Annotated in this window: 24 protein-coding genes; 8 read left to right on the plus strand and 16 right to left on the minus strand. The window is 65.7% G+C overall.

Annotated elements, in window-relative coordinates:
* Nucleotides 1-16 precede the first annotated feature (16 nt).
* A complete protein-coding gene (locus B5X82_RS08140) occupies nucleotides 17-1,282 on the minus strand; it encodes a dicarboxylate/amino acid:cation symporter (RefSeq protein WP_079647628.1) in 1,266 nt (421 codons plus the stop codon).
* Nucleotides 1,283-1,468: 186 nt separating this feature from the next.
* Here B5X82_RS08140 and B5X82_RS26275 point away from each other — a divergent pair, with 186 nt between their 5' ends.
* The 3 genes from B5X82_RS26275 to B5X82_RS08155 all read left to right on the plus strand — a co-directional run bounded on the left by B5X82_RS26275 (nucleotide 1,469) and on the right by B5X82_RS08155 (nucleotide 3,887).
* A complete protein-coding gene (locus B5X82_RS26275) occupies nucleotides 1,469-2,056 on the plus strand; it encodes a hypothetical protein (RefSeq protein WP_139385055.1) in 588 nt (195 codons plus the stop codon).
* On the plus strand, nucleotides 2,053-2,472 hold the full coding sequence (locus B5X82_RS08150; RefSeq protein ID WP_079647630.1) for a hypothetical protein: 420 nt from the start codon (nucleotides 2,053-2,055) through the stop codon (nucleotides 2,470-2,472). Before B5X82_RS26275 ends, B5X82_RS08150 begins: the two co-directional genes overlap by 4 nt.
* 68 nt (nucleotides 2,473-2,540) lie before the next feature.
* Nucleotides 2,541-3,887 carry an AmpG family muropeptide MFS transporter gene (locus B5X82_RS08155; protein ID WP_079647632.1) on the plus strand — a complete coding sequence of 449 codons (1,347 nt, stop codon included), beginning with the start codon at nucleotides 2,541-2,543 and terminating at the stop codon, nucleotides 3,885-3,887.
* Nucleotides 3,888-3,934: 47 nt separating this feature from the next.
* On the opposite strand, the gene cysK is transcribed toward B5X82_RS08155, so the two are convergent.
* The 6 genes from cysK to B5X82_RS08185 all read right to left on the minus strand — a co-directional run bounded on the left by cysK (nucleotide 3,935) and on the right by B5X82_RS08185 (nucleotide 10,098).
* Nucleotides 3,935-4,852 carry a cysteine synthase A gene (cysK, locus tag B5X82_RS08160; RefSeq protein ID WP_079647634.1) on the minus strand — a complete coding sequence of 306 codons (918 nt, stop codon included), beginning with the start codon at nucleotides 4,850-4,852 and terminating at the stop codon, nucleotides 3,935-3,937.
* Nucleotides 4,849-6,138 (minus strand): MFS transporter, encoded by a 1,290-nt coding sequence (locus B5X82_RS08165; protein ID WP_079647636.1) that lies wholly within the window; start codon nucleotides 6,136-6,138, stop codon nucleotides 4,849-4,851. The genes cysK and B5X82_RS08165 overlap by 4 nt, the downstream gene beginning before the upstream one ends.
* 89 nt (nucleotides 6,139-6,227) lie before the next feature.
* Nucleotides 6,228-8,507: an ATP-dependent helicase gene (locus B5X82_RS08170; protein ID WP_079647905.1), complete on the minus strand. Its 2,280-nt coding sequence runs from the start codon at nucleotides 8,505-8,507 to the stop codon at nucleotides 6,228-6,230.
* Between the two features lie 126 nt (nucleotides 8,508-8,633).
* Nucleotides 8,634-8,801, minus strand: coding sequence for a Flp family type IVb pilin (locus B5X82_RS08175; protein ID WP_029549160.1), 168 nt, complete (start codon nucleotides 8,799-8,801; stop codon nucleotides 8,634-8,636).
* A 543-nt stretch (nucleotides 8,802-9,344) separates the two neighbouring features.
* Nucleotides 9,345-9,599: a hypothetical protein gene (locus tag B5X82_RS08180; protein ID WP_176152505.1), complete on the minus strand. Its 255-nt coding sequence runs from the start codon at nucleotides 9,597-9,599 to the stop codon at nucleotides 9,345-9,347.
* 106 nt (nucleotides 9,600-9,705) lie between these two features.
* Complete coding sequence (locus tag B5X82_RS08185) at nucleotides 9,706-10,098, minus strand: HIRAN domain-containing protein (RefSeq protein WP_079647638.1); 393 nt, start codon at nucleotides 10,096-10,098, stop codon at nucleotides 9,706-9,708.
* 110 nt (nucleotides 10,099-10,208) lie between these two features.
* Here B5X82_RS08185 and B5X82_RS08190 point away from each other — a divergent pair, with 110 nt between their 5' ends.
* Genes B5X82_RS08190 through B5X82_RS08200 form a run of 3 tightly spaced genes read left to right on the plus strand, consistent with a single transcriptional unit; the run spans nucleotide 10,209 to nucleotide 10,982 of the window.
* The gene (locus B5X82_RS08190; RefSeq protein WP_079647639.1) at nucleotides 10,209-10,430 is read left to right on the plus strand and encodes a hypothetical protein; all 222 of its coding nucleotides are present in this window, start codon (nucleotides 10,209-10,211) and stop codon (nucleotides 10,428-10,430) included.
* Entirely contained in the window at nucleotides 10,427-10,705 is a 279-nt protein-coding gene (locus B5X82_RS08195) for a hypothetical protein (protein ID WP_079647641.1), read from the plus strand. The genes B5X82_RS08190 and B5X82_RS08195 overlap by 4 nt, the downstream gene beginning before the upstream one ends.
* 25 nt (nucleotides 10,706-10,730) lie before the next feature.
* Nucleotides 10,731-10,982 carry a hypothetical protein gene (locus B5X82_RS08200; RefSeq protein WP_079647643.1) on the plus strand — a complete coding sequence of 84 codons (252 nt, stop codon included), beginning with the start codon at nucleotides 10,731-10,733 and terminating at the stop codon, nucleotides 10,980-10,982.
* A 392-nt stretch (nucleotides 10,983-11,374) separates the two neighbouring features.
* On the opposite strand, the gene B5X82_RS08205 is transcribed toward B5X82_RS08200, so the two are convergent.
* Nucleotides 11,375-12,136, minus strand: a complete 762-nt coding sequence (locus tag B5X82_RS08205) for a Mom family adenine methylcarbamoylation protein (protein WP_079647645.1) — start codon at nucleotides 12,134-12,136, stop codon at nucleotides 11,375-11,377.
* A 340-nt stretch (nucleotides 12,137-12,476) separates the two neighbouring features.
* On the opposite strand from B5X82_RS08205, the gene B5X82_RS08210 reads away from it, so the two are divergent.
* Both B5X82_RS08210 and B5X82_RS08215 read left to right on the plus strand, forming a co-directional pair.
* A complete protein-coding gene (locus B5X82_RS08210) occupies nucleotides 12,477-12,776 on the plus strand; it encodes a type II toxin-antitoxin system RelE/ParE family toxin (RefSeq protein WP_176152506.1) in 300 nt (99 codons plus the stop codon).
* Between the two features lie 101 nt (nucleotides 12,777-12,877).
* Nucleotides 12,878-13,252, plus strand: coding sequence for a HigA family addiction module antitoxin (locus B5X82_RS08215; RefSeq protein WP_079647649.1), 375 nt, complete (start codon nucleotides 12,878-12,880; stop codon nucleotides 13,250-13,252).
* Between the two features lie 235 nt (nucleotides 13,253-13,487).
* Here B5X82_RS08215 and B5X82_RS08220 read toward each other — a convergent pair whose 3' ends face one another.
* From B5X82_RS08220 to B5X82_RS26725, 8 genes are read right to left on the minus strand one after another with little or no spacing between them, the layout of a single operon-like run.
* Nucleotides 13,488-13,754 (minus strand): hypothetical protein, encoded by a 267-nt coding sequence (locus B5X82_RS08220; protein WP_079647651.1) that lies wholly within the window; start codon nucleotides 13,752-13,754, stop codon nucleotides 13,488-13,490.
* Complete coding sequence (locus B5X82_RS08225; protein ID WP_079647653.1) at nucleotides 13,751-14,134, minus strand: hypothetical protein; 384 nt, start codon at nucleotides 14,132-14,134, stop codon at nucleotides 13,751-13,753. The genes B5X82_RS08220 and B5X82_RS08225 overlap by 4 nt, the downstream gene beginning before the upstream one ends.
* Before the next feature lie 10 nt (nucleotides 14,135-14,144).
* Entirely contained in the window at nucleotides 14,145-16,091 is a 1,947-nt protein-coding gene (locus B5X82_RS08230) for a phage head spike fiber domain-containing protein (RefSeq protein WP_079647654.1), read from the minus strand.
* Nucleotides 16,092-16,149: 58 nt separating this feature from the next.
* On the minus strand, nucleotides 16,150-16,629 hold the full coding sequence (locus B5X82_RS08235) for a hypothetical protein (RefSeq protein ID WP_235862629.1): 480 nt from the start codon (nucleotides 16,627-16,629) through the stop codon (nucleotides 16,150-16,152).
* A 54-nt stretch (nucleotides 16,630-16,683) separates the two neighbouring features.
* On the minus strand, nucleotides 16,684-16,920 hold the full coding sequence (locus tag B5X82_RS08240) for a hypothetical protein (RefSeq protein WP_139385057.1): 237 nt from the start codon (nucleotides 16,918-16,920) through the stop codon (nucleotides 16,684-16,686).
* Entirely contained in the window at nucleotides 16,898-17,278 is a 381-nt protein-coding gene (locus B5X82_RS26280; RefSeq protein ID WP_139385058.1) for a hypothetical protein, read from the minus strand. Before B5X82_RS26280 ends, B5X82_RS08240 begins: the two co-directional genes overlap by 23 nt.
* A gap of 14 nt (nucleotides 17,279-17,292) precedes the next feature.
* The gene (locus tag B5X82_RS08245) at nucleotides 17,293-18,822 is read right to left on the minus strand and encodes an SGNH/GDSL hydrolase family protein (protein ID WP_079647658.1); all 1,530 of its coding nucleotides are present in this window, start codon (nucleotides 18,820-18,822) and stop codon (nucleotides 17,293-17,295) included.
* Nucleotides 18,822-19,688, minus strand: a complete 867-nt coding sequence (locus B5X82_RS26725; RefSeq protein WP_176152507.1) for a hypothetical protein — start codon at nucleotides 19,686-19,688, stop codon at nucleotides 18,822-18,824. Before B5X82_RS26725 ends, B5X82_RS08245 begins: the two co-directional genes overlap by 1 nt.
* Between the last annotated feature and the right edge of the window lie 167 nt (nucleotides 19,689-19,855).

Genomic DNA, 19,855 nt, shown 5'->3' on the forward strand with positions numbered 1-19,855 from the left:
GGGCCGCCCCCCGCCGTCAAGGCGCGCGGGGCGGCTCGATCTCGGCGGGCTCGATCTCGTCCAGCCGCCCGCCTTCCCATTTCGCGACGATCACGCTCGCCACCGCATTGCCGACGACGTTGGTCGCCGAGCGGCCCATGTCGAGGAAATGGTCGACCGCGAGGATCAGCAGCAGGCCGGCCTCGGGAATGTCGAAGAAGGCCAGGGTCGACGAGATGATCACCAGGCTGGCGCGCGGCACGCCGGCGATCCCCTTCGACGTCACCATCAGGATCAGCAGCATCGTCACCTGATGCGCGAAGGTCAGCTCGATGCCGTAGGCCTGCGCGATGAACATCGTCGCGAAGGTGCAGTAGATCATCGAGCCGTCGAGGTTGAACGAATAGCCGAGCGGCAGCACGAAGCTGGCGATGCGCGGCGGCACGCCGAACCGGTCGAGCGCCTCCAGCGTGCGCGGGAAGGCCGCTTCGGAGGAGGCGGTGCTGAACGCCAGCAGGATCGGCTCGCGGATATAGCGGATCAGCAGCTTCGACCGGCCGCCGACGATCAGGTAGCAGAGCAGCAGCAGCAAGCCCCACAGCAGGAACATCGACAGATAGAAGCTGCCCATGAACTTGCCGAAGCTGAGCAGGATGCCGGGGCCCTGCTCGGCGAGCGCGGTGGTGACGGCCGCGAACACCGCGAAGGGGGCGAAGCGCATCACATAGTCGGTGATCTGGAGCATCACCTGCACCAGCGCCTCGATGCCGCGCACCAGCGGCGCGGCGCGCTCGCCGACCGCGGTGATCGCGACCCCGGTGAACACCGAGAAGACGACGATCTGGAGGATCTCGTTGGTCGCCATCGCCTCGAAGAAGCTCTTGGGCACGAGATGGGTGACGAACTGCTTCAGCGAGAAATCGGCCTGCGAAACCCCCGCCGAGGCGCCTTCGGGCGGCAGCACCAGATCGGCGCCGACGCCGGGCTGGAGCAGGTTGACCATGATCAGGCCGAGGGTCAGCGACATCAGGCTGGCGGTCAGGAACCAGGCGATCGAGCGGAAGCCGACCCGGCCGAGCGCGGCGGTGTCACCCATATGCGCGATGCCGGTGACGAGCGTCGCGAACACCAGCGGCGCGATGATCATCTTGATCAGCCGCAGGAACAGCTCGGTGAGGATCGAGATATGGCCGGTGACGTCGGTCAGGGTGGCGGGGTCGGTGATCGTCCGGTTGAGCGTGATGCCGACGACGATGCCGGCGATCATCGCGCCGAGGATATAGTAAGTGAGGCGCTTGGCCACGGGCGTCTCCGAAAAGGATGTCGCCTCTGGTCGGGCCAAAGCCCGGCCGGGTCAACCCCGGACACCGCCCAGCCGGCTGAAAGCCATGGCCGATCGATCGGTCATGACCTCTGAATGTTCCTATTTTGTTCTTGACAAAAAGACGTTCCCGCTCTATAGGAACGGTCCATTGACCGAGGCCTACATATGCAAAAGCGCAGCCCCCAGCCGAACCGTCCCAAGCCCGGACCCAACCCTCTCACATCGCCGGTGGTGGCGAGAATTGTCGCCGACGTTCGCCGCCGGCAGGCTGAGGCCGAACAGGCCGCAGCGAACCGCCTGCTTCCCTCGAACCGCTTCACCGATGCCTTGGGGAAAGCCTATGCCGCACCCCTTACATTCGCCGGCGGCGTGGCTGGCCTGGCGAATGTCGCCGCCGCCCGACTGGCTGGCGACAAGCGTGCCGGCATTTCCGTGCGGGACAACGGCATCCAGTTCGAAAGTGGTTATCTCGGCGAGAAGGACCGCGCGTTCACGCTCGGCAATGCCGTTCTGCACGGCCCGGGAAGCAGGCCGGAGGATCCAGTCGGACGAAGCTATGATCGGCAACCTACGCAAGCCAACACGGCGGAACATGAAAGCGGCCACACTTACCAATATCAGAAATTCGGCTTCGTCCCCCTATATCTGTTGAGTGCACTATATGGCGCCTTGAACGGCACGCCCAATCCATATGAACGGGAAGCCGACGATTTCGCCAACTGGGTGCATCGCCAAAGACGATCGCAACGATGAAGACATCGATCGCTCTTGCTTTCCTCGTCTTGGCCGGCTGCGATGCAATTCCTGTCACGATACCCAACGATACCGCACAAACCGTGTGGATAGACATGATCGATCGCAGATTTCCAAGATACATAGAATTAACAGAACTTGCGCCCGGCATTCGGGATGGTGCTCGATATTGCTGGAACAAAACCGACACCATCCTGTTGGCGACCCAGCAATATCTCCACCCCGTCGCCTTCGATCCGAAGGAGTTTTGCGATCCTGACGAATGCGATTGCGCGATTCCCGTCAGCCGGATGGTGAAACGGCTGACTCCCGCTTTCGTGGCCGAGAATCAGCGGGAGACCTGCGCGGGTCGAGGGGCGTTCCTCACCGCGGAGGCGCGTGTGCAACTCTGCGCGACGCCGGCCCCATCGCAATAAACGCAAGGCCGCAGGAGGAAAGCCGATACCCGGCTTTCCTCCTGCGGCGGCTTCGCTATGGTCGCGGCATGAACGAAAGATCGGGGGCGGACGGCGCGGCCGTCGAAAGCAAGGGCATCATCGCGGCGATCCGGCCCTATACCGAGCCGGCGCCGCTGGCGGCGCTGTTCCTCGGCATCAGCTCGGGCTTTCCCTATGCGATGATCGGGGCGACGCTGACGACCCGGCTGGCGCAAGACGGGATCGACAAGAAGGCGGTGACCGCCTTCACCCTCGCCTTCCTCGTCTACAACCTCAAATTCCTCTGGGCCTGGGTCGTCGACGGCGTCCGCCTGCCGGTGATCGGCCGGCTCGGCCAGCGCGTGTCGTGGATGCTGGTGATCGGCGTGCTGGTGATCGCCTCGGTAGTCCATCTCGGCCTGGTCGACCCTCGCGCCGGCCTTATGCAGACCGCGATCGCCGCGATCCTGGTCGGCGCGGCGGGCGCGACCTTCGACATCATCATCGACGCCTATCGGATCGAATTGCTCGAGGCGCGCCAGCTCGGCGTCGGCGCGGGCATGTCGCAATATGGCTGGCGGATCGGATCGGCGACGGCGGGCGCGCTTGCGCTGGTCGTCGCGGGACGGATGGGCTGGGGCGCCGCCTATATCGCGTGCGCCGCCTTCGCGCTGCCGGCGATGATCGCGGCGCTGGTGATGGGCGAGCCCGAACGCCACCGCGAGCCGACGATGCGCCGTACCGGCAGCGAGGTCGTCGCCTCGATCGTCGGGCCGCTCGCCGAATTCTTCCGGCGGCGCGGCGCGCTGCTCGTTCTGCTGTTCATCCTGCTGCACAAGATCGGCGACACGCTCGCCAACCTCACCTTCCGGCTGCTGTTCGACAGCCTCGGCTACAGCAATGACGAGATCGCGATCTACGATGTCGGCTTCGGCTTCTGGGCCTATCTGATCGGCATCTTCATCGGCGGCATCCTCTATTCGCGGCTCGGCATGAAGCGGTCGGTGCTGCTCAGCCTGGTGCTGATGGCGGTGTCCAACCTGAGCTTCGCCGGGCTCGCCGCGAGCGGCCACGACAATTGGGCGATGGCGGGGGCGATCGGGTTCGAGAACATCGCCAGCGGGATCGGCGGCGTCACCGTCGTCGCCTATTTCTCGGCGCTGTGCGACCTGCGCTTCACCGCCGCCCAATATGCGCTGATCTCGGCCGCGGCGAGCATCGTCGGCCGGCTGCTGACCGGCACCAGCGCGGGCGCGATGCTCGACGCGATCGGCTTTGTGAACTTCTACCTGCTCACCACCGTCGTCGCCCTGCCCGGCATCATCCTGTTCTGGCTGATGATGCGCGCCGGCCTGATCGATCAGTCGATCGGCAGCGCGGGCGAGGAGGAGGACGGGACGAAGCCCGCCATCTGACCGTCATGCCAGCGAACACCGGCATGACGGTCATGAGTTGATGCCACCTACTCCGGCAGGAAATCCGGCACCGACAGATAGCGCTCGCCGGTGTCGTAGTTGAAGCCGAGGAAGCGCTTGCCCGCGAAGTCGGGAAGCTTCTGGGCGATCGCCGCGAGGGTCGCGCCCGAGCTGATGCCGACGAGCATCCCCTCCTCGCGCGCCGAACGGCGGGCATAGTCCTTGGCGTCGGCGGGATCGACCTGGACCACGCCATCGAGAAGCTGGGTGTGGAGATTGGCGGGCACGAAGCCGGCACCGATGCCCTGGATCGGGTGCGGACCGGGCTGCCCCCCCGAGATGACCGGCGACAGGGTCGGCTCGACCGCGAACACCTTCAGATTCGGCCAGCGCGGCTTGAGCACCTGCGCGACGCCGGTGATGTGGCCGCCGGTGCCGACGCCGGTGATCAGGACGTCGATGGGCGTGTCCTTGAAGTCGGCGTAGATTTCCTCGGCAGTGGTGCGGACATGGACGTCGATGTTCGCCGGATTCTCGAACTGCTGCGGAATCCACGCGCCCGGGGTCTGCGCCTGCAGCTCCAGCGCCCGCTCGATCGCGCCCTTCATGCCCTTCTCGCGCGGGGTGAGGTCGAAGCTCGCGCCATAGGCCAGCATCAGCCGGCGCCGCTCGACCGACATGCTTTCCGGCATGACGAGGATCAGCTTGTAGCCCTTGACCGCCGCGACCAGCGCCAGGCCGATGCCGGTGTTGCCGCTGGTCGGCTCGATGATCGTGCCGCCGGCCTTCAGCTTGCCCGTGCGTTCGGCATCCTCGATCATCGCCAGCGCGATGCGGTCCTTGATCGATCCGCCCGGATTGTTGCGTTCGGACTTGATCCACACCTCGGCGTCGCCGAACAGCCGGTTGATACGCACATGCGGCGTGGCGCCGATCGTCTCCAGTATCGATGCGTATTTGGTCATGCTGCCTTCTCCTGACCTGGAATGGTTTCGAACGACGTGGGCGGATCGAAGGTCCTCGCCCGCAATATTTCCGGAAAGAGCCGCGCCCACAAGACCGCGACCATGATCGTGCCGATGCCGCCCGCGACGACCGCCGTGACCGGGCCGACCAACGCGGCAAGGAAGCCCGACTCGGCTTCCCCCAGCTCGTTCGATCCCGAGATGAACAGGGTCGAGACCGCCCCCACCCGGCCGCGCATCTCGTCGGGCGTGTAGAGCTGGATCAGCGTCTGGCGGACGTAGACCGAGACCATGTCGGCGCCGCCCAGCAGCGCGAGGCAGACCAGCGAGAGCGCCAGCGGATCGGGGAAGCGATAGGAGATGCCGAACAGGATGGTCGCCGCCCCGAACACCGCCACCGCGACGAGCAGCTTGAGCCCGACGTTGAAATGGAGCGGCCAGCGGCTCAACCAGATCGCCACCACCGCCGCCCCGATCGCCGGCGCCGCGCGGAGATGGCCTAGCCCTGATGCCCCGACATGGAGGATGTCGCGCGCATAGATGGGCAGCATCGCCGTCGCACCGCCGAGCAGCACCGCGAACAGGTCGAGCGAGATCGCGCCGAGCACCAGCCGATTGCGCTTCAGGTAGGAAATCCCCTCCAGCATCTGCCCCCAGGGATGCTGCGACCCGGTGACGACGGCGCGCGGCACCGGGCCGATCCGCATCAGCATGACGGTGGCGAGGGCGAGCAGGCCGGCGCTGACCGCATAAGCGAGCGGCGCGTGGATCGCGTAGAGATAGCCCCCGAGCGGCGGTCCGGCGATCGCGCCGACCTGCCAGGCGAAGGAGCTGACCGCGATCGCGGCGGGAAGCACTTCCTTCGGCACCAGATTGGGCGCCAGCGCCTGGAGCGCCGGCCCGGCGAAGGCGCGCGCGACACCGAGCAGCGCGGCGATCACGAACAGCGCCGGAAGGTTGACGGCGTCGAACCAGGTCAGCAGCGCCAGCGCTGCGGCACACAGCATTTCCAGTGCGGCGGTGCTGCGCGCGATCCAGCGCCGGTCGATCCGGTCGGCCACCAGCCCCGTCACGAGCGTCAGCAGCATCAGCGGCAGGAACTGGACGAGGCCGATCAGACCGAGCTGCAACGCCGCCTCGCGCGGAGGCATCGTCCGCCGGGCGACGTCGTAGACCTGCCAGCCGATGATAACGACCATGCCGTTGAGCGCGAGCGTCGAGGCGAAACGGGCCAGCCAGTAGGAGCGATAGGCCGGGATCGAGAGAGGGTGCGCGCTCTTCGCCATTACCTTCCTCTAGGCGGTCGGCCGGGCCTCCCGCAACCGCCCATCGCAGGGACGCGGACAATTTCTACCTAAGTGGTAGATATATATTCTCAGGCCGGGCTGACGAAGCTGTCGAGCACCCGCTTACGGCCGGCATGCTCGAAGTCGATCTCGAGCTTGTTGCCCTCGATCTCGGCCACCGCGCCATAGCCGAACTTGGTGTGGAAGACGCGCTGGCCGAGCGCGATGTCCTTGCGCGGCGGCTGCGCGAAGCTGACCGCCGAGGCGCGCGCCTCGACGACCCGCGACCCGGCCTGCGGGCTGCCGAGGCCACCCGCCGCGGTCGCGCGCTGCCAGCCGGGGCCCCGGCCTTGCGACCGGCCGACATGGGCGAAGGGATCGGCATGTTCGGACCATTGCGCGCGCCACAGCGATTCGCCGCCCGACATGGTCGTCTCGGTCTCGATATGCTGGTCGGGCAGCTCGGCGACGAAGCGCGACGGGATCGAGGAGGTCCACTGGCCGTAGATGCGGCGGTTGGCGGCATGGATGATCGTGCAACGCCGGCGCGCGCGGGTGATCGCGACATAGCCGAGCCGCCGCTCCTCCTCGAGGCTGGCGAGCCCGCCTTCGTCGAGCGACCGCTGCGACGGGAATACGCCTTCCTCCCAGCCGGGCAGGAACACGGTGTCGAACTCCAGCCCCTTGGCGGCGTGGATCGTCATCACCGTCACCTTGGCGGCCTCCGCCTCGGCGTCGTTGTCCATCACCAGGCTGACATGTTCAAGGAAGTCGCCCAGCGTCGCATAGTCCTCCATCGCGCGGGCGAGCTCGTTGAGGTTCTCCAGCCGGCCCTCGGCCTCGGTCGACTTCTCGTTCTGAAGCATCGCGACATAGCCCGACTCCTCCAGCACCTGCCGGGTCAGCTCGGGATGCGACAGTTGCGACAGCAGGTCGCGCCAACGGGCGATGTCGCCGACCAGGTTGCCGAGCGCGCGGCGCGCCTGCGGGGTCAGCTCGTCGGTGCCGAGGATGCGCGCGGCGGCCAGCGTCAGCGGAATCCCCTCGGCACGCGCGAGCTGGTGGAGCTTGGCGACCGCCTTGTCGCCCAGCCCGCGCTTGGGCGTGTTGACGATCCGTTCGAAGGCGAGGTCGTCGGCGGGCTGGCTGATCGTCCGCAGATAGGCGAGCGCGTCGCGGATCTCGGCACGTTCGTAGAAGCGGAAGCCGCCGACGATACGATAGGGCATGCCGATCGCGATGAAGCGGTCCTCGAACTCGCGGGTCTGGAACTGGGCGCGGACCAGGATCGCGACGTCGTCGAGCTTGCCGCCGCCACGCTCGTGCGCCTCGATCTCGTCGCCGACGCGGCGCGCCTCCTCGGGTCCGTCCCAGACGCCGACGATGCGAACCTTCTCGCCCTCGGCTTCCTCGGTCCACAGCGTCTTGCCGAGCCGCCCGCCATTATGCGCGATCAGCCCGCTCGCCGCCGCCAGGATGTGCGGGGTCGATCGGTAATTCTGTTCGAGCCGGATCACCGCCGCGCCGGGAAAATCGCGCTCGAACCGCAGGATGTTCGCCACCTCGGCGCCGCGCCACGAATAGATCGACTGGTCGTCGTCGCCGACGCAGCAGATGTTCTTGCGCTCCTGCGCGATCAGGCGGAGCCAGAGATATTGGGAGCTGTTGGTGTCCTGATATTCGTCGACCATCACATAGCGGAAGCGCTGCTGATAATCGGCGAGCACGTCGCGATGCGTCTTCAATATGGTCAGCATGTGGAGCAGCAGGTCGCCGAAGTCGCAGGCGTTCACCGCGCGCAGCCGTTCCTGATATTGCTGGTAGAGCTCCCCGCCGCGGCCGTTGGCGAACTGTTCCGCCTCGCCCGCGTCGATATCCGCCGGGGTCAGGCCGCGATTCTTCCAGCGGTCGATCAGCCCCGCGAGCTGGCGCGCGGGCCAGCGCTTCTCGTCGAGGTCGGCCGCTGCGAGCAACTGCTTGAGCAGGCGGAGCTGGTCGTCGGTGTCGAGGATGGTGAAGCTGGGGGTGAGGCCGACCAGCTCGGCATGGCGGCGCAGCATCCGCGCGGCGACCGAATGGAAGGTGCCGAGCCACGGCATCCCTTCGACCGCCTGACCGAGCAGCCGCCCGACCCGCTCGCGCATCTCGCGCGCCGCCTTGTTGGTGAAGGTGACCGCCAGGATCTCGGACGGCCAGGCCCGCCGCGTCGCGACGAGATGCGCCAGCCGCGCGGTCAGCGCCGCCGTCTTGCCGGTACCCGCGCCGGCGAGGACGAGGACCGGCCCCTCGGTGGTGAGCACCGCCTCGCGCTGCGGCGGGTTGAGGCCGCGCAGATAGGCGGGTTCGGGAACGGGGGCATCCTGAGTCACCCGCGAACAGTTAGGGAACAGCACGCGCCGGGGCAAGGCCCGGATCGGCGCGCGCCTTCCTCCACCGCAGAAAACCCCGGCCGGGGACGCACCGGCCGGGGCAGCGGAAGCGGGTTGGAGAAGCCCTTACGAGGCCTTCATATTGTTGCTGACGTTGTTGAACGTCGTGGAAAGCTGATTGCCCAGCGCCGTCATCGCGGTGATCGCCGCGACCGCGATCAGCGCCGCGATGAGGCCATATTCGATGGCGGTGGCGCCGCGGCTGTCGCGAAGGAGCTTCGTGAACTTGTGCATTCGGACCATCCTTTTGCCGTCCCGTACGACTTTGGTCTAAACCGCCCCGCCTTAAAGGCGCGTAACCCGCAAGGGTTAAGCCGCCGAAAACCAAGCTTTCCGACGAGCCTCCCGATCGGGCCCCGCTCCGCCGGTTAGACTAAGATCGAATGAAACGCCCACGCCGGTCCGGCCCGGCCGATTGAGCCGCGGGATCGCCGGCCCTATCTGGCGGGCCAAGGTCAAATGAGGATTTGCAGTCGATGGTCGAGCGTTTTCCCGGTCATGCCTATCTCGTCGCCGCGCTGATCGGCGCGGGCGCGCTGTGGCTCCTGGCGAGCCAGATCATCAGCATCTTCGTACCCTGAGAGCGGGCCGGCCGATAGGCGGCCCATGGATTCCCGCTTTCGCGGGAATGACGGAAAGATAGGGAAACTGGCAGAGTGTCTGGTGGGTCCGCCGCCCATCACACTAAACCGAATTAATGGCAGAAATCCGCGATCTCATGAGATCGTCTATTTTCAACTGCCCCCAAGAATGCCCCCAGATTATTTTCGTCGGCCGTCAGGGACGCGGGCTCACCGAATCGTACTTACGCTTCAACCAATGCTCCATGCCCCCGCCGGAGCCTGAACCCTCGACCGGCTTTCCGATCGATTCTAGGTAGCGCTGGCGGATCGCATCTGCCTCCTCGGGCGGAAGTTGATCATCGACGCGAGGCGCCGCCTGTAGCTGCGCCTCTATCACCGACCGAGCCGAGCCGATCGGCGGTGCGGCTGGCTGAACGGCCGCCGAGGCAAAGATCACCAAGGTCAACATGGCTAGTTCCCCCTTGTGCAACCGGCGCGACGCCCCCGCCCGCCGGTCGGCCATCCGAATATCGCAGTAGCCGCCTTGCCGATATCGGGGAAACTACAGCCCATGATCAGGCCGCCCAAGCTTCCGCCGGGTCGAACGGCTGAGCCGCATCGCCGTCAATTGTCGGGTCGTCCCCTTCCATGTTGATCAGGATCACCAGGCCGAGCGTGGCGCCTTCGAGGTGCGCGCCCTTCACGCGCTCGACGACCGCGCGGACATCATAGCCCCGGTCGATCTTGCTGCCGATCCAACTGGCGTGCTCGGCGGCGAGATAGCCGAGTTGAACGCCTCGGCAGGAGAAGATCGCGACGGCGGCCGGATCATATTCATTGGCCGGCTCGCGGATGAGGTTGACGCGCTCGCCGCGCGCGCAACGGCGCAGCTCGTCCTGCCGGCTGGACCCGTCGGCATTCGGATATCGCTCGCCCCGCGCCGCCAGCCGGAAGTCGTTCCACCCCATTTCTCACCCCTCCAAATTTGAGAACAAAATCGGAACATCGTATGAAGGGGCCGCTTCGAGTCGGGCAAGAGCGATTCAGTCCGATCCGGATAAACCCCTATGGAGGCACCATGGCCGACCTATCTTCCCGCCAGCCGTTCGGCGCCTGGCTGCTGAAGCAGCACGATCGCCCCGGCTTCATAGGCGCGCTCGCGAAGGGCATGCGCGCTGATCGAACCTTTCCCCGCAACGGCAGCGTCGACGACGTGCGCAAGCACCTGTCGACGATCAGGGCCGAGGGCGACGCCTTCGAGGCCCTGGACGACGCCGAAACCGATTGGCTCTGCCATTGAGCGCGATCCCCTGCCCCGACACCGTGCGGCGGACGGTGGTGCGGCTGGTGCGCGATCAGGGCCTCGATCTCGCCTCAGTGTCGCGGATGATCGGGCGCAATGACGCCTATCTGCAGCAGTTCGTGAAGCGTGGGACGCCGCGGCGCCTGCCCGAGCAGGAGCGGCTGCACCTGGCTATCGCGCTCAACGTCGACGAGCGCGAGCTGGGCGCGCGAGATCCATGGGCACCGCCCGTTAACCGAGCGGGGCTATTGTCCGAATCGGTCGGGTCGTGAGAGCGTGGCCGCAATAGGAGGGGCTATGATGGAAGGTGCCGCATTCGATCCGGGCTTAACCGGCGGCGAGGTGGTCGACCTCGCGAGAGACGTCATGCTTGCCTATGGCGATCTATCGAAAGGCTTCGTTATGGCCATGGTGAGAAAGACCGCCGTCGATGCCGACCCGGTCGCCCGCGATTTGTGGCTCGCGGTCGCGGATATCGTCTGGACGCTCGATCCCGTGCCTAGCGCCGGGTGCCCTGCCGAACTGGCGGACGAGATCAGACTGCACTGATCGCCACCCAAATAGCGCGAGTCATGCCCATAGGATTCGCTCGGTTTTCCGTCGGAAATCTGCGGGTTTTGGTCGAGTCGCTCAGCAAGCATTCGCGACGCGATTGGGGTGCCGGCTGGTCGAGAGAAATCGGATCGCGGAGGATAGAAAGCGGCGGATTTCAGAGCTTTTTCAGTCGAGATAACCCGGCCGGCTGAAGGGGCTCTTGAGTGGAGCGGCCCGACGGGCTCCCACCGTCCTCACACCCCTTGGAAGGGGCTCGTCGTCTGGACGGGCCGCACGATCCTGCTGCCCCTGCTGCCGGCGAACTGCAACAGGGAAAAGGTAACCGCCGGTTACCTTTTCGGGTCGGACCGAAGTTCGACGCATCCCCGCCGCTTGGCGCATCCATCCTAAGGTGAGATTTGCTCACCATAATCAGGCTTCGGGAACGGCAGCGCGGGGTATCGGCATGCCTTCGCGAACCGGGGCTTCAGGAACCGCAGATATCGAAACTGCCGCAGCTTGTGCATGGTCGCCCGGTCGCGGTTCGCGCGCAGGTGCGCGGCGCGCGGACCGATCGACTTGCCGTTCGTCATGAGGCTGTCGTGATACCAATCCCCGTCCAGTTCCCAGAAGCGGCCCAGATGCTCGCCATGGAAGGTGAAGCCAGCCGCCTGATAGACCGTGCCGAACAGGCCGCAGCGCTCGTCGGCGAATGACTGTATCCATTTGACCGCTGGCCGGATGCGGCGGATCAGCCGGATCGAGAAGGCAAGCGCCCGGCTTTCGCTGTTGCGCGGCGCGCTGTCCGCCAGCCACATGCGATTGAGCTCAAGATATTCGGTCATGAGCGTGCCGGTGACGACGCTCCCAGCCGAAGCCGGATTCATCGCATAGCCGTATTGCAGCACGCCTTCGAAGCGCCCGCCGACAAAGACGCCAAGGTGCAGCGTCGAGGCCGAATAGACGCGGCGGCTGTAGTGGTTGGCGATGATGGTCGCGTTCGCCAGCGCGCGGTCAATGACGGCGACATAGAAGCCCGCCTCGCCGAAGCCGATGGCCTCGCGCTTGCCGAGCGCGTCGCCTGCCTGGTCAAAGATATATCCGGCGCATTCGCCGGCAGTGCCGCCGATCGGGATGATCGGCGCATTCAACGTCGTGTGAGACTCCATGGGGGTTTGGCCCTAGATGGTCCCGCCCGGTGCACGGGTGCGGGATCGTAGCGGCTGGCCGGCCGCGCGTGACGAGGTGCTAAGGCTCGTCGGTTTCCGGGTTGCAGCCCGGAACCCCCGCCCGGCTGAGTTTTACGGGAAAGTCGTAAAACTACCGTGCGGACGTGTCTTCAGATAGGCTCTGGATCAGGGGCGGCCCGCGAAAAGGACCCGCTCTCCCACACTAGCTGTATGCCTGATCGTCAGTCGATGGTCAAGAAAAATGTATGGTGATACCATACTTTTCTGTTGCACGGCCCGCCCCTTCGTGTATGGTGTGAGCATACAGGGAGGAACGGCGATGCAGATTATATCGGTTCGGGACAAGCGGGTTAAGGCTTTGGTCGAGGATGACACCCTGACGGCGGTTCGCGGCTTCACCGCTCTTGAAGTCCGCAAGATCGCCGAGATGATCGTTGCCATCCGCGTGATGACCGACCCGGCCCAACTCGCCGCCTTCCCCGCATGGCGCGCCCATGAACTGAAAGGCCAGCGGGCCGGGACGTGGAGCCTGACCGTCACCCGGAACTACCGCCTTACCTTCCTCGTCGACATCGAGGCGCAGACCGTCGCGGTGATGGATTACGAGGACTATCATTGAGGGGCCGCGAGCCCCTCAATTGCTGTCTTGCCGCACCATACATTTCCACTTGCAATATGTATTGCGATGCCATACACCTGCTAGGGTGGAGGAGTGACATCATGTCCAAGCGCAACCCTGACGAATTCAAGATCACCGACCCGGCGGAAATGCTGGTGACGAAGCAGCCGCCGATCGACAAGCACCCCGGCGTCTTTCTGCGCGAAACCATCCTGCCCCAATGGGGTTTGAACGTCGCGGAGGCGGCGCGCCGGCTTGGCGTCAACCGGCCGAACCTCCACAACGTCCTTCAGGGCAAGGCGGACGTGTCGCGTGATCTCGCCTATAAGCTCGGCGCGCTGATGCGTGACGAGGTCGCCGACCTCCTGATCGCCCACCAGCTCCAGTATGATCTCGCGCGCGAGCGGGAGAAGCGGGAGGCGTTCAAGGCGACGATCGAGCGCATGCAGCCGGTCGCGCAGAGTGAAGACGCATGATCGCCGCTGAAGCCCTTCAGGAGCATATCGACGAACTGCGCGCAGCTTGGATGAAGTTGGCGCGCAGGATGCCACATCCGGTTGGGCAATGGCCTGCCCATTGGTTGATGACGCCCGATTTCGCCTGGGATCTGCGTCGGTGGGCATGGGCGGACGGCGATTTTCTCACACCAGACTTGCGTGATGAAGGAGGTTGGCGCTTGCTGGGATTGCGGATCGAAACCGGTTCCCCGGCTCAGGGGGCGCTTTGGGAATTGATCACTCCGTCTAGATAACGCGCCGTGACGCGCGTGTACCCCTCGACCGGGCTCTTGCTGACGCCCAGCACCTCGACCGGCTGGCCGGCGACCGTCCCGGCGGCGTCATAGGCGCCGCGGACGCTCGGCTTGCGGATCGCCACGATGGTGGTGCGATCCTCGGCCATGGGCGACACGCCAGCCGGACCGGTGAAGAAGGAGAAGGCGACCTCGAAGCGGCCGCCAGCGGCGATATCGTCCGTCATTTCTGCACGATCCTTATGAGATAGGTCTTCTTCCGCTTCCGCGACGGAACCGAGTTCGTCCTGATCCTGCCCCGGACCGGAAATGCGGTGCCGCCTCCGTCGAACATCGGGTCTTGCTGCATCGCCTCGGTCACCTTCAGCCACAGCATGACCGCCGTATTGTCGCGCATATCGGGGCGACCGGTGATCAGGTGATGATCGCGGCCGTCCCCGGTCATGATGATCACGCCCGCTTCGATCGCCTCAGGCGACAACTCCAGTTCGTAGCTTTCGACCTGCTCGTATTCCTCGAGCAGCAGCCAGAACGGGGCGATCCACTCCATCTCCTCGGCTGGGTCCATGGTTTCGGGCCACGGCGTGGCGGTCGACGGCGTTGCCATATCCCTATCCTTATTGAGCGATGCGGTTGGAGAGGCGGGAGAAGCCCGAAAGGGCGATGCGGCTGCTCGGCGTGACCAGGCTGATGCCGGTCTCGCCCGAGCCCGCCGCGACGTCGTCCCCCTCGACGATCGCGGCGGTGCCCTGCACCTTCACCCGGCCGGTGCCGGCGACGGCGTCGCTCGCCTCGATGGGCGCACCGGTACCTGTGATCGGCTTGGTGAAGGCTTGGAGGATCGCGTTCGGCAGGCGCTGGCTGAAGTAGCGGATTCGGCGGATATGGCCGTTGAAGATGAAGTTGCCGTTCCGGTTACCAATGCCCAGCCGGTCCAGCCCGATGGGGACGGCGCCGGCCGCATCCGTCACTGGCGCCCCACCGTCGAGCACCGAGGCGAAATCGTCGACCTTATAGGCCGTCGCCAGCCTGCGAACGACGCCCATCGTCGGCGTTGAATGCGCCAGCGCAGCCACCAGCGCTCCGCCCGAGGTATACTGCGAGCGTGTGGTGACGGCGTCCGTCAGCCGCAGCTCGATCAGGTTGTTGTTTCCCCCGTCCGAAGCGGTCAGAAGCATGTTTTGCGCCGTGTAGCCCAGCGCCTCGAAGTCGACGACTATCGTTCCCTCGTCAGGGTTGAACCAGCCGGTGAAGTTCGGCCCCGAAGCGACCGGCTGCTCGGGCGCGCGCGTTGCCGCGCTGGCGCCCGTAGGAATGTAGGAGGTGGGGAAGGATCCTTGCTCAAACTGCCAGCCGCTGGTCGAGAAGCCCCGCCCGCTGTTGCCGCCATATTTGATGACGCCCGCATAGGCATTATCGGAAGCTGCGGCCGCGCTGAACCAGACGCGATATAGACCGCCGCCATAATCCTCGATCGTGTAAAGCGACGGACTCGTCACGGACCCGCCGACATTCAGGACGAAATCGTTGAGGGGGTTGTTCGTGCCGGCCGACCCGAACACGGGCGGCCCGCCATCGTCCATCCTGACGAAGATAGAGAAGGTGTAGATCGTGCCTGCGACCGTCGGCACCGTCTTATAGGCATACACCGTCGTTGCCGGCACAAGCTGCAGCGACAGGCCGGTGCCACAGAATAGACCGGCAAATGGAACGGCGGTGACTGAGCTGCGCGTCGGAGCGTCGGCGACCCCGTTCACGAATTCGCTCTGGGTCGCGATATTCGACCGCGTCTCCTCGTTCAATTCGCCGCGCGCTTCCAGCGTCCGCGGATTATAGTTGAAGCGCGGGCCGTGATAGGCTGCGGTGGTCGTCATCAGATAGGCGCGCGCCGAACCCTGATATCCGACCGGCTCCAGCTGCGCGCCCCACAAATAGACGCCAGAGGTGCCGTCGCCGGCATAGGAGGGCGCGTTGTCGGCCGCGCAACAGAAGATGGCGTTATAGCCGGACGTCTGGCGCAGCCCCTTCAGCGAGCAGCGATAGAAGCCGTTCGCGGCTGGCGTGATCGTCGCGACAGCGCCGGTACCAGTCACGGTGCCAACCGTACCGGTCGCGACGTTGAAATAGGCCGCGTTCGCGGTGCTCAGATTGAGGCCGATCCAGTCGCGCCCTGCGGGCTTCGCATAGACGGTCAGGACTTCGTACAGCCCGACGGTCCCGACGTTCTGTTGCACATAATGGGTACTGCTGCTCGCCGCCTCTACCAACTTGTCGGCGGTCGTCTTCCCGTCCGGCGCTATCGTAGCGTCCGCGACGACGGTCAGGTTGCCCTTGACCCAGGTGCCGATATCAAACTCTTGGGAGCGCGCGAACAGGTTCGCTGGCGCGAAAGCGATCTTGCCGGTCTCGTCGACCAGCGTCGCAATGCTCGCCCGCGAAAAGGTGATCTCCGGCGGCAGTGCACCGAGACGAAAATCCCAATCGATCGCCGGCACATAGGTGCTGCCGCCGGCCACGGAATCGGCGGCCTCGATGATATTGGCGTTGCCCGTAATCGCCACCATTGCCCGCCCTCCCGCTTTAATAGGAAAAGCCGGCGAGCAATGCCCGCCGGCCGGCCGATCAGTTGGCCGAGGTCAGCGAGAAGCTGCCGATCGTGACTTCCTGCCCAGCGGTGATGGAGACGCTGTCGAGCGTCATGTCGCCACCACCGCCGGTCAGGGTGAACGTCCCCTGGATACCGCAGGTCGTGCCGTCCGAGCTGAAGATCGTCCAATAGCCAGCCGTGCCGGTCGCATCGGCGGTTGTGTCGGTCCAGGTGCCCAGCTTCGCCTTGCTGCCGCCGGAGGCGGCGGCCATCCAGTCGGCCGGGAGCGAGATCGTCGCCAGCACCGTGCCGGTGCGCGTGTCGGCGCAGGTCGCCGGCTTGGAGCCGGTGTAGACCTTAAGGATCGCCGAAGCGCCGATCGTCGATTCGACAGCATCAAGGCGGGCGTTCTTGACCGCCGTCGAATAATTCATGGCCGCCGGCGAGGGCGTCATCGGGATGATGAGCAGCGCCGCCGCGGCGATCAACGCGCATAGGTTCTTGATCCGCTTCATGTCGGTTCTCCAATGTCGATGATGGTGGTGGCCCGCCCGCGTCGGGCCCGAAGATCAGCGGGAAGCAGCCCGGTCGGGGGCTTCGTTCGGCGGGTCGCAGTCCGGCGTCGGAACGCCGAGATCGCGGAACCATCGGCAGATGCGGCCGACCTGCGCCCAGCCGCGCCGCCCCCAGCTTGCATGCGCAATGTCGTATTCGTCGAGTGCGGCGCCGCTGTCGTTGAGCACCGCGTTCATGTCGAGCTGAGGCTCGGCCTCGACGACCAGGTCAGCAGCCGGGGGCGCCTTCAAGCCCGCGCTCGCGGGCCTGTCGGAGCAGGATGGCGCAAGCACGAGCGCGCTGGCGATCAGACAGGCCAGCAGCAGGGAGGGCGGCGACGGCCGCGCGTTCAGCGTCTTCATCGGCTTGGTTCCTCTTCTGGTCGGAGATCCGCGTGTCGGCCGCATTGGCATCGGCCTGGCGCACGGCGGGCGCGAGCCGCGCGGCTTGATCGGCATCATGGGCAGCGATCAGCCGGCGATCGTAGGAGCACTTGGCGAGCACCAGCAGGGCAACCAGGGCACATATTGCACCGGCTGCGACGATGGCGCGGGCGAAGCGATCGGGAACGCCCGCGCGTACCGCGAGCGAGGCGAGAAATTTGAGCATGGCAGGGACTCCGATCAGGGCGTCGCGGCAGGCAGCGCCGGGTTGGACACGATGCCCAGACCGAAGATATCGACCGAGCCGGAGACGGGCACGTTCGCGAAGAACGGGAACTGCACCTGTAGTTGCAGCGTCGACGGGGCCGAGGACTGGATGATGCTCGTCGGATAATAGGGCGTAATCCGGCCTGTCGCATGAACGAGCGCGTCGGCGTTTGACGCAGGCACACCGATGCCGCCCATGTTCGCCCCCGGTCCCGCAATGCGCAGGTTGAGGCCGTTGACGTCGGTGAAATAGAGGTCCGCGTCGATCATGATCGGGACCGTGTAATCATAGTTCGGTAGCGAGCTGACGGTGATGGACGCATCGACGGCCAAGGTGCCCGCCGACGTCGGCGTGCCGCTGAAGGTGAGCCGCGTCGCCATGAGGTCGCTTCGCCCATAGAGGTCGATGGCCGGCTGATACGGCACCTGCGAGATCGCCACCGCCATCGTGCCGGACATTGTGCCGGTCAGCTTGGGATAGACGCCGAACAGCTTGGCCGAGGGCCAGTTGGCCGTCCCCGTGACGCCGCCGCCGCCGCTCGCGGTGATCTGGCCGGAGACGCCGCCCGTATCCTCGAAGCGACCCTGCCGAAGCAGCAAATTGCCACGAATGGCGCGCGGTGCGGTGCCGGTCGGCGACGAGGGGTTGGCATAGGCGTCGCCCGCGCCGATGCTCAGGCTCTTTTCGCGCGGCCGGCAAATCTTCGCCAGGACGTCGGCCAGCGGCTTCGCCATCTGCCAGGCGCCATAGGCGCTCTCATGGAGCGCGGGGTTGTCGTACATCACCGCGCCCGGCGCCTGGGTGTTCTTGCCGAGCGATTCGTAGAGCACGCTCGTAGGGTCGATCAGACCCAGTTGGGTATCGCAGATGAACACGGCGCGATCGCTCTGGGCGAGCGCCCGCATGGCGCGGTTGGTGGCGATGAACTGCGCCGCCTGACCAGCCGTGAGGCTCGCACGCGGGTCGATCGTCATCAGGATCAGGTAGGCAGCGCCGGCCGCCTTGTAGGAGGCCCATGCCTTACGGATGTTGGCGATGATCGAGTTCGCCCCGTTGTCGTTGGTCACCGTCAGGTCGTTCGTGCCGATCTTCAGGATGACAACCGGGTTATGGCCCATGGCGGCAATCGCGGCGATGCGCGCCGCGGCGGTCGCCAGGCGAGCGCCGGAGGTCAGGCCCGTCGTCGAGCTCGCGCCGTCGCTCGTCGACGAGCCAATCGCCAGGTTGTCGGCGGCCGGGTCGAAGATGAGATCGAGCGGATTACGCGCGAGCGCCCAGAACAGCGCCGACCGCGAGTTGTAGGCGGCGACGAGTTGGCCCTTGCTGTCGCCCTCGACCATGAGGTGGATCGGCTTGTTGATCTGGCCGATCTGAGCGCCCAGCGCCGCGTCGGCGGCGTAGAGCTCGTCGAAGTTGCTGTTCGTCTTGCCGAAGGCCGCCCGGAGGTTGTCGCCGGTACCGTCGTTCGCAGCCGCGCCGATGTTGATGGTCTGCTTTGCCATTAGGCCATGTCCCCGGTCAGAGTGGTGTTGTCGGCCGTGACGCTCGTCCGGTCCGCGCTGGTGCCGTCATCGTTCAAGATGATGCCGGTCGCGGTCCTGGTTCCAACGCCGGTCACGGTGAGGGTCAGGAGATAGCTTTCGTCGAACTCGGGCAGCAGGTCGCCCTGAATGCTCCAACTGATCGTCTTGGTGGTCTCGCCGGGGCCGAAGGTTCCCGACCCCGAGGGGAAGACGCCGCCGGCGAAGTCGCTGGCGTTCGCGGGGCGAACGCCCGTACCGCTGATCGACCAGTTGAAGGCATAGGAACCGTTGGAGCCGTTGCGGTTGAGCGTGGCCGTCGCGGTGCGACCGACCGTGCCGGTGTTGCCCTCGGTCGCCGGGGCAATGGCCGATAGTGATATGCTCGGCGGGTTGGCGGGCAGGTCCGCCTGGTTGACGCGCACGATCTCCTTGCAGAGCTCGAAGGTCGGCGAGACGGTCAACGCGCTGTCTGCGCCGTCGACGTTCTCTGGCCAGCCGAACGCCTTGCCCTGAGAATAGCGGATCGCACCGCTCGGATAGATGGTCCGGGAGGCGAAGAGATCATTGTTCTTCGGGTCGGCCGCGATGCGGAACAGCGCCTGGCCGGCGTCCTCATCATCGAGCAGCATGTTAGGCTGCAGCGTGCCGTAGTCAGCGCCGCCCTTGTGCTTCTGCTTCGCACCGATCAGCGGCTGAAATTCGATCTTTGCCGATACCGGCCCGATCGCGCCGAGCTTCTCGATACCACCGACCTCGATCCACGGCAGCAAGGCGTAATCGGCGGCAGTTTCGCCCGCTGGCAGCGTGGCGGACAGGGCGAACGTCGTGCCCGAGGCGCTTCCCATGGTGATGCTCCTCAGCGGTCGAGAATGAAGGCGTTGGGGTCGCGCCGATGCGGGGCCATGATCTTCGGGCAGGCCTCGTAGGCATGGTCGCGCCCGCCGCAATATGTGCAGCGCAGGTGGAGGCGAGCGGAGGAGCCGCCCCACGTCTTTGGACAGAGGCGGAGCTG

The sequence above is a fragment of the Rhizorhabdus histidinilytica genome (genome assembly GCF_900167915.1).
Taxonomy (GTDB): Bacteria; Pseudomonadota; Alphaproteobacteria; order Sphingomonadales; family Sphingomonadaceae; genus Rhizorhabdus; species Rhizorhabdus histidinilytica.

What these genes read in the sequence shown, in the direction of transcription:
- B5X82_RS26725 (WP_176152507.1), bottom strand. Translation starts at nt 19,688, where the DNA reads ATGGGAAGCGCCTCGGGCACGACGTTCGCCCTGTCCGCCACGCTGCCA.
- B5X82_RS08150 (WP_079647630.1), top strand. Translation starts at nt 2,053, where the DNA reads ATGAAGACATCGATCGCTCTTGCTTTCCTCGTCTTGGCCGGCTGCGAT.
- B5X82_RS08175 (WP_029549160.1), bottom strand. Translation starts at nt 8,801, where the DNA reads ATGCACAAGTTCACGAAGCTCCTTCGCGACAGCCGCGGCGCCACCGCC.
- B5X82_RS08225 (WP_079647653.1), bottom strand. Translation starts at nt 14,134, where the DNA reads ATGGCAACGCCGTCGACCGCCACGCCGTGGCCCGAAACCATGGACCCA.
- B5X82_RS26275 (WP_139385055.1), top strand. Translation starts at nt 1,469, where the DNA reads ATGCAAAAGCGCAGCCCCCAGCCGAACCGTCCCAAGCCCGGACCCAAC.
- B5X82_RS08235 (WP_235862629.1), bottom strand. Translation starts at nt 16,629, where the DNA reads ATGAAGCGGATCAAGAACCTATGCGCGTTGATCGCCGCGGCGGCGCTG.
- B5X82_RS08185 (WP_079647638.1), bottom strand. Translation starts at nt 10,098, where the DNA reads ATGGGGTGGAACGACTTCCGGCTGGCGGCGCGGGGCGAGCGATATCCG.
- B5X82_RS08245 (WP_079647658.1), bottom strand. Translation starts at nt 18,822, where the DNA reads ATGGCAAAGCAGACCATCAACATCGGCGCGGCTGCGAACGACGGTACC.
- B5X82_RS08205 (WP_079647645.1), bottom strand. Translation starts at nt 12,136, where the DNA reads ATGGAGTCTCACACGACGTTGAATGCGCCGATCATCCCGATCGGCGGC.
- B5X82_RS08200 (WP_079647643.1), top strand. Translation starts at nt 10,731, where the DNA reads ATGATGGAAGGTGCCGCATTCGATCCGGGCTTAACCGGCGGCGAGGTG.
- B5X82_RS08215 (WP_079647649.1), top strand. Translation starts at nt 12,878, where the DNA reads ATGTCCAAGCGCAACCCTGACGAATTCAAGATCACCGACCCGGCGGAA.
- B5X82_RS08230 (WP_079647654.1), bottom strand. Translation starts at nt 16,091, where the DNA reads ATGGTGGCGATTACGGGCAACGCCAATATCATCGAGGCCGCCGATTCC.
- B5X82_RS26280 (WP_139385058.1), bottom strand. Translation starts at nt 17,278, where the DNA reads ATGCTCAAATTTCTCGCCTCGCTCGCGGTACGCGCGGGCGTTCCCGAT.
- B5X82_RS08180 (WP_176152505.1), bottom strand. Translation starts at nt 9,599, where the DNA reads ATGTTGACCTTGGTGATCTTTGCCTCGGCGGCCGTTCAGCCAGCCGCA.
- B5X82_RS08220 (WP_079647651.1), bottom strand. Translation starts at nt 13,754, where the DNA reads ATGACGGACGATATCGCCGCTGGCGGCCGCTTCGAGGTCGCCTTCTCC.
- B5X82_RS08210 (WP_176152506.1), top strand. Translation starts at nt 12,477, where the DNA reads ATGCAGATTATATCGGTTCGGGACAAGCGGGTTAAGGCTTTGGTCGAG.
- B5X82_RS08190 (WP_079647639.1), top strand. Translation starts at nt 10,209, where the DNA reads ATGGCCGACCTATCTTCCCGCCAGCCGTTCGGCGCCTGGCTGCTGAAG.
- B5X82_RS08165 (WP_079647636.1), bottom strand. Translation starts at nt 6,138, where the DNA reads ATGGCGAAGAGCGCGCACCCTCTCTCGATCCCGGCCTATCGCTCCTAC.
- cysK (WP_079647634.1), bottom strand. Translation starts at nt 4,852, where the DNA reads ATGACCAAATACGCATCGATACTGGAGACGATCGGCGCCACGCCGCAT.
- B5X82_RS08155 (WP_079647632.1), top strand. Translation starts at nt 2,541, where the DNA reads ATGAACGAAAGATCGGGGGCGGACGGCGCGGCCGTCGAAAGCAAGGGC.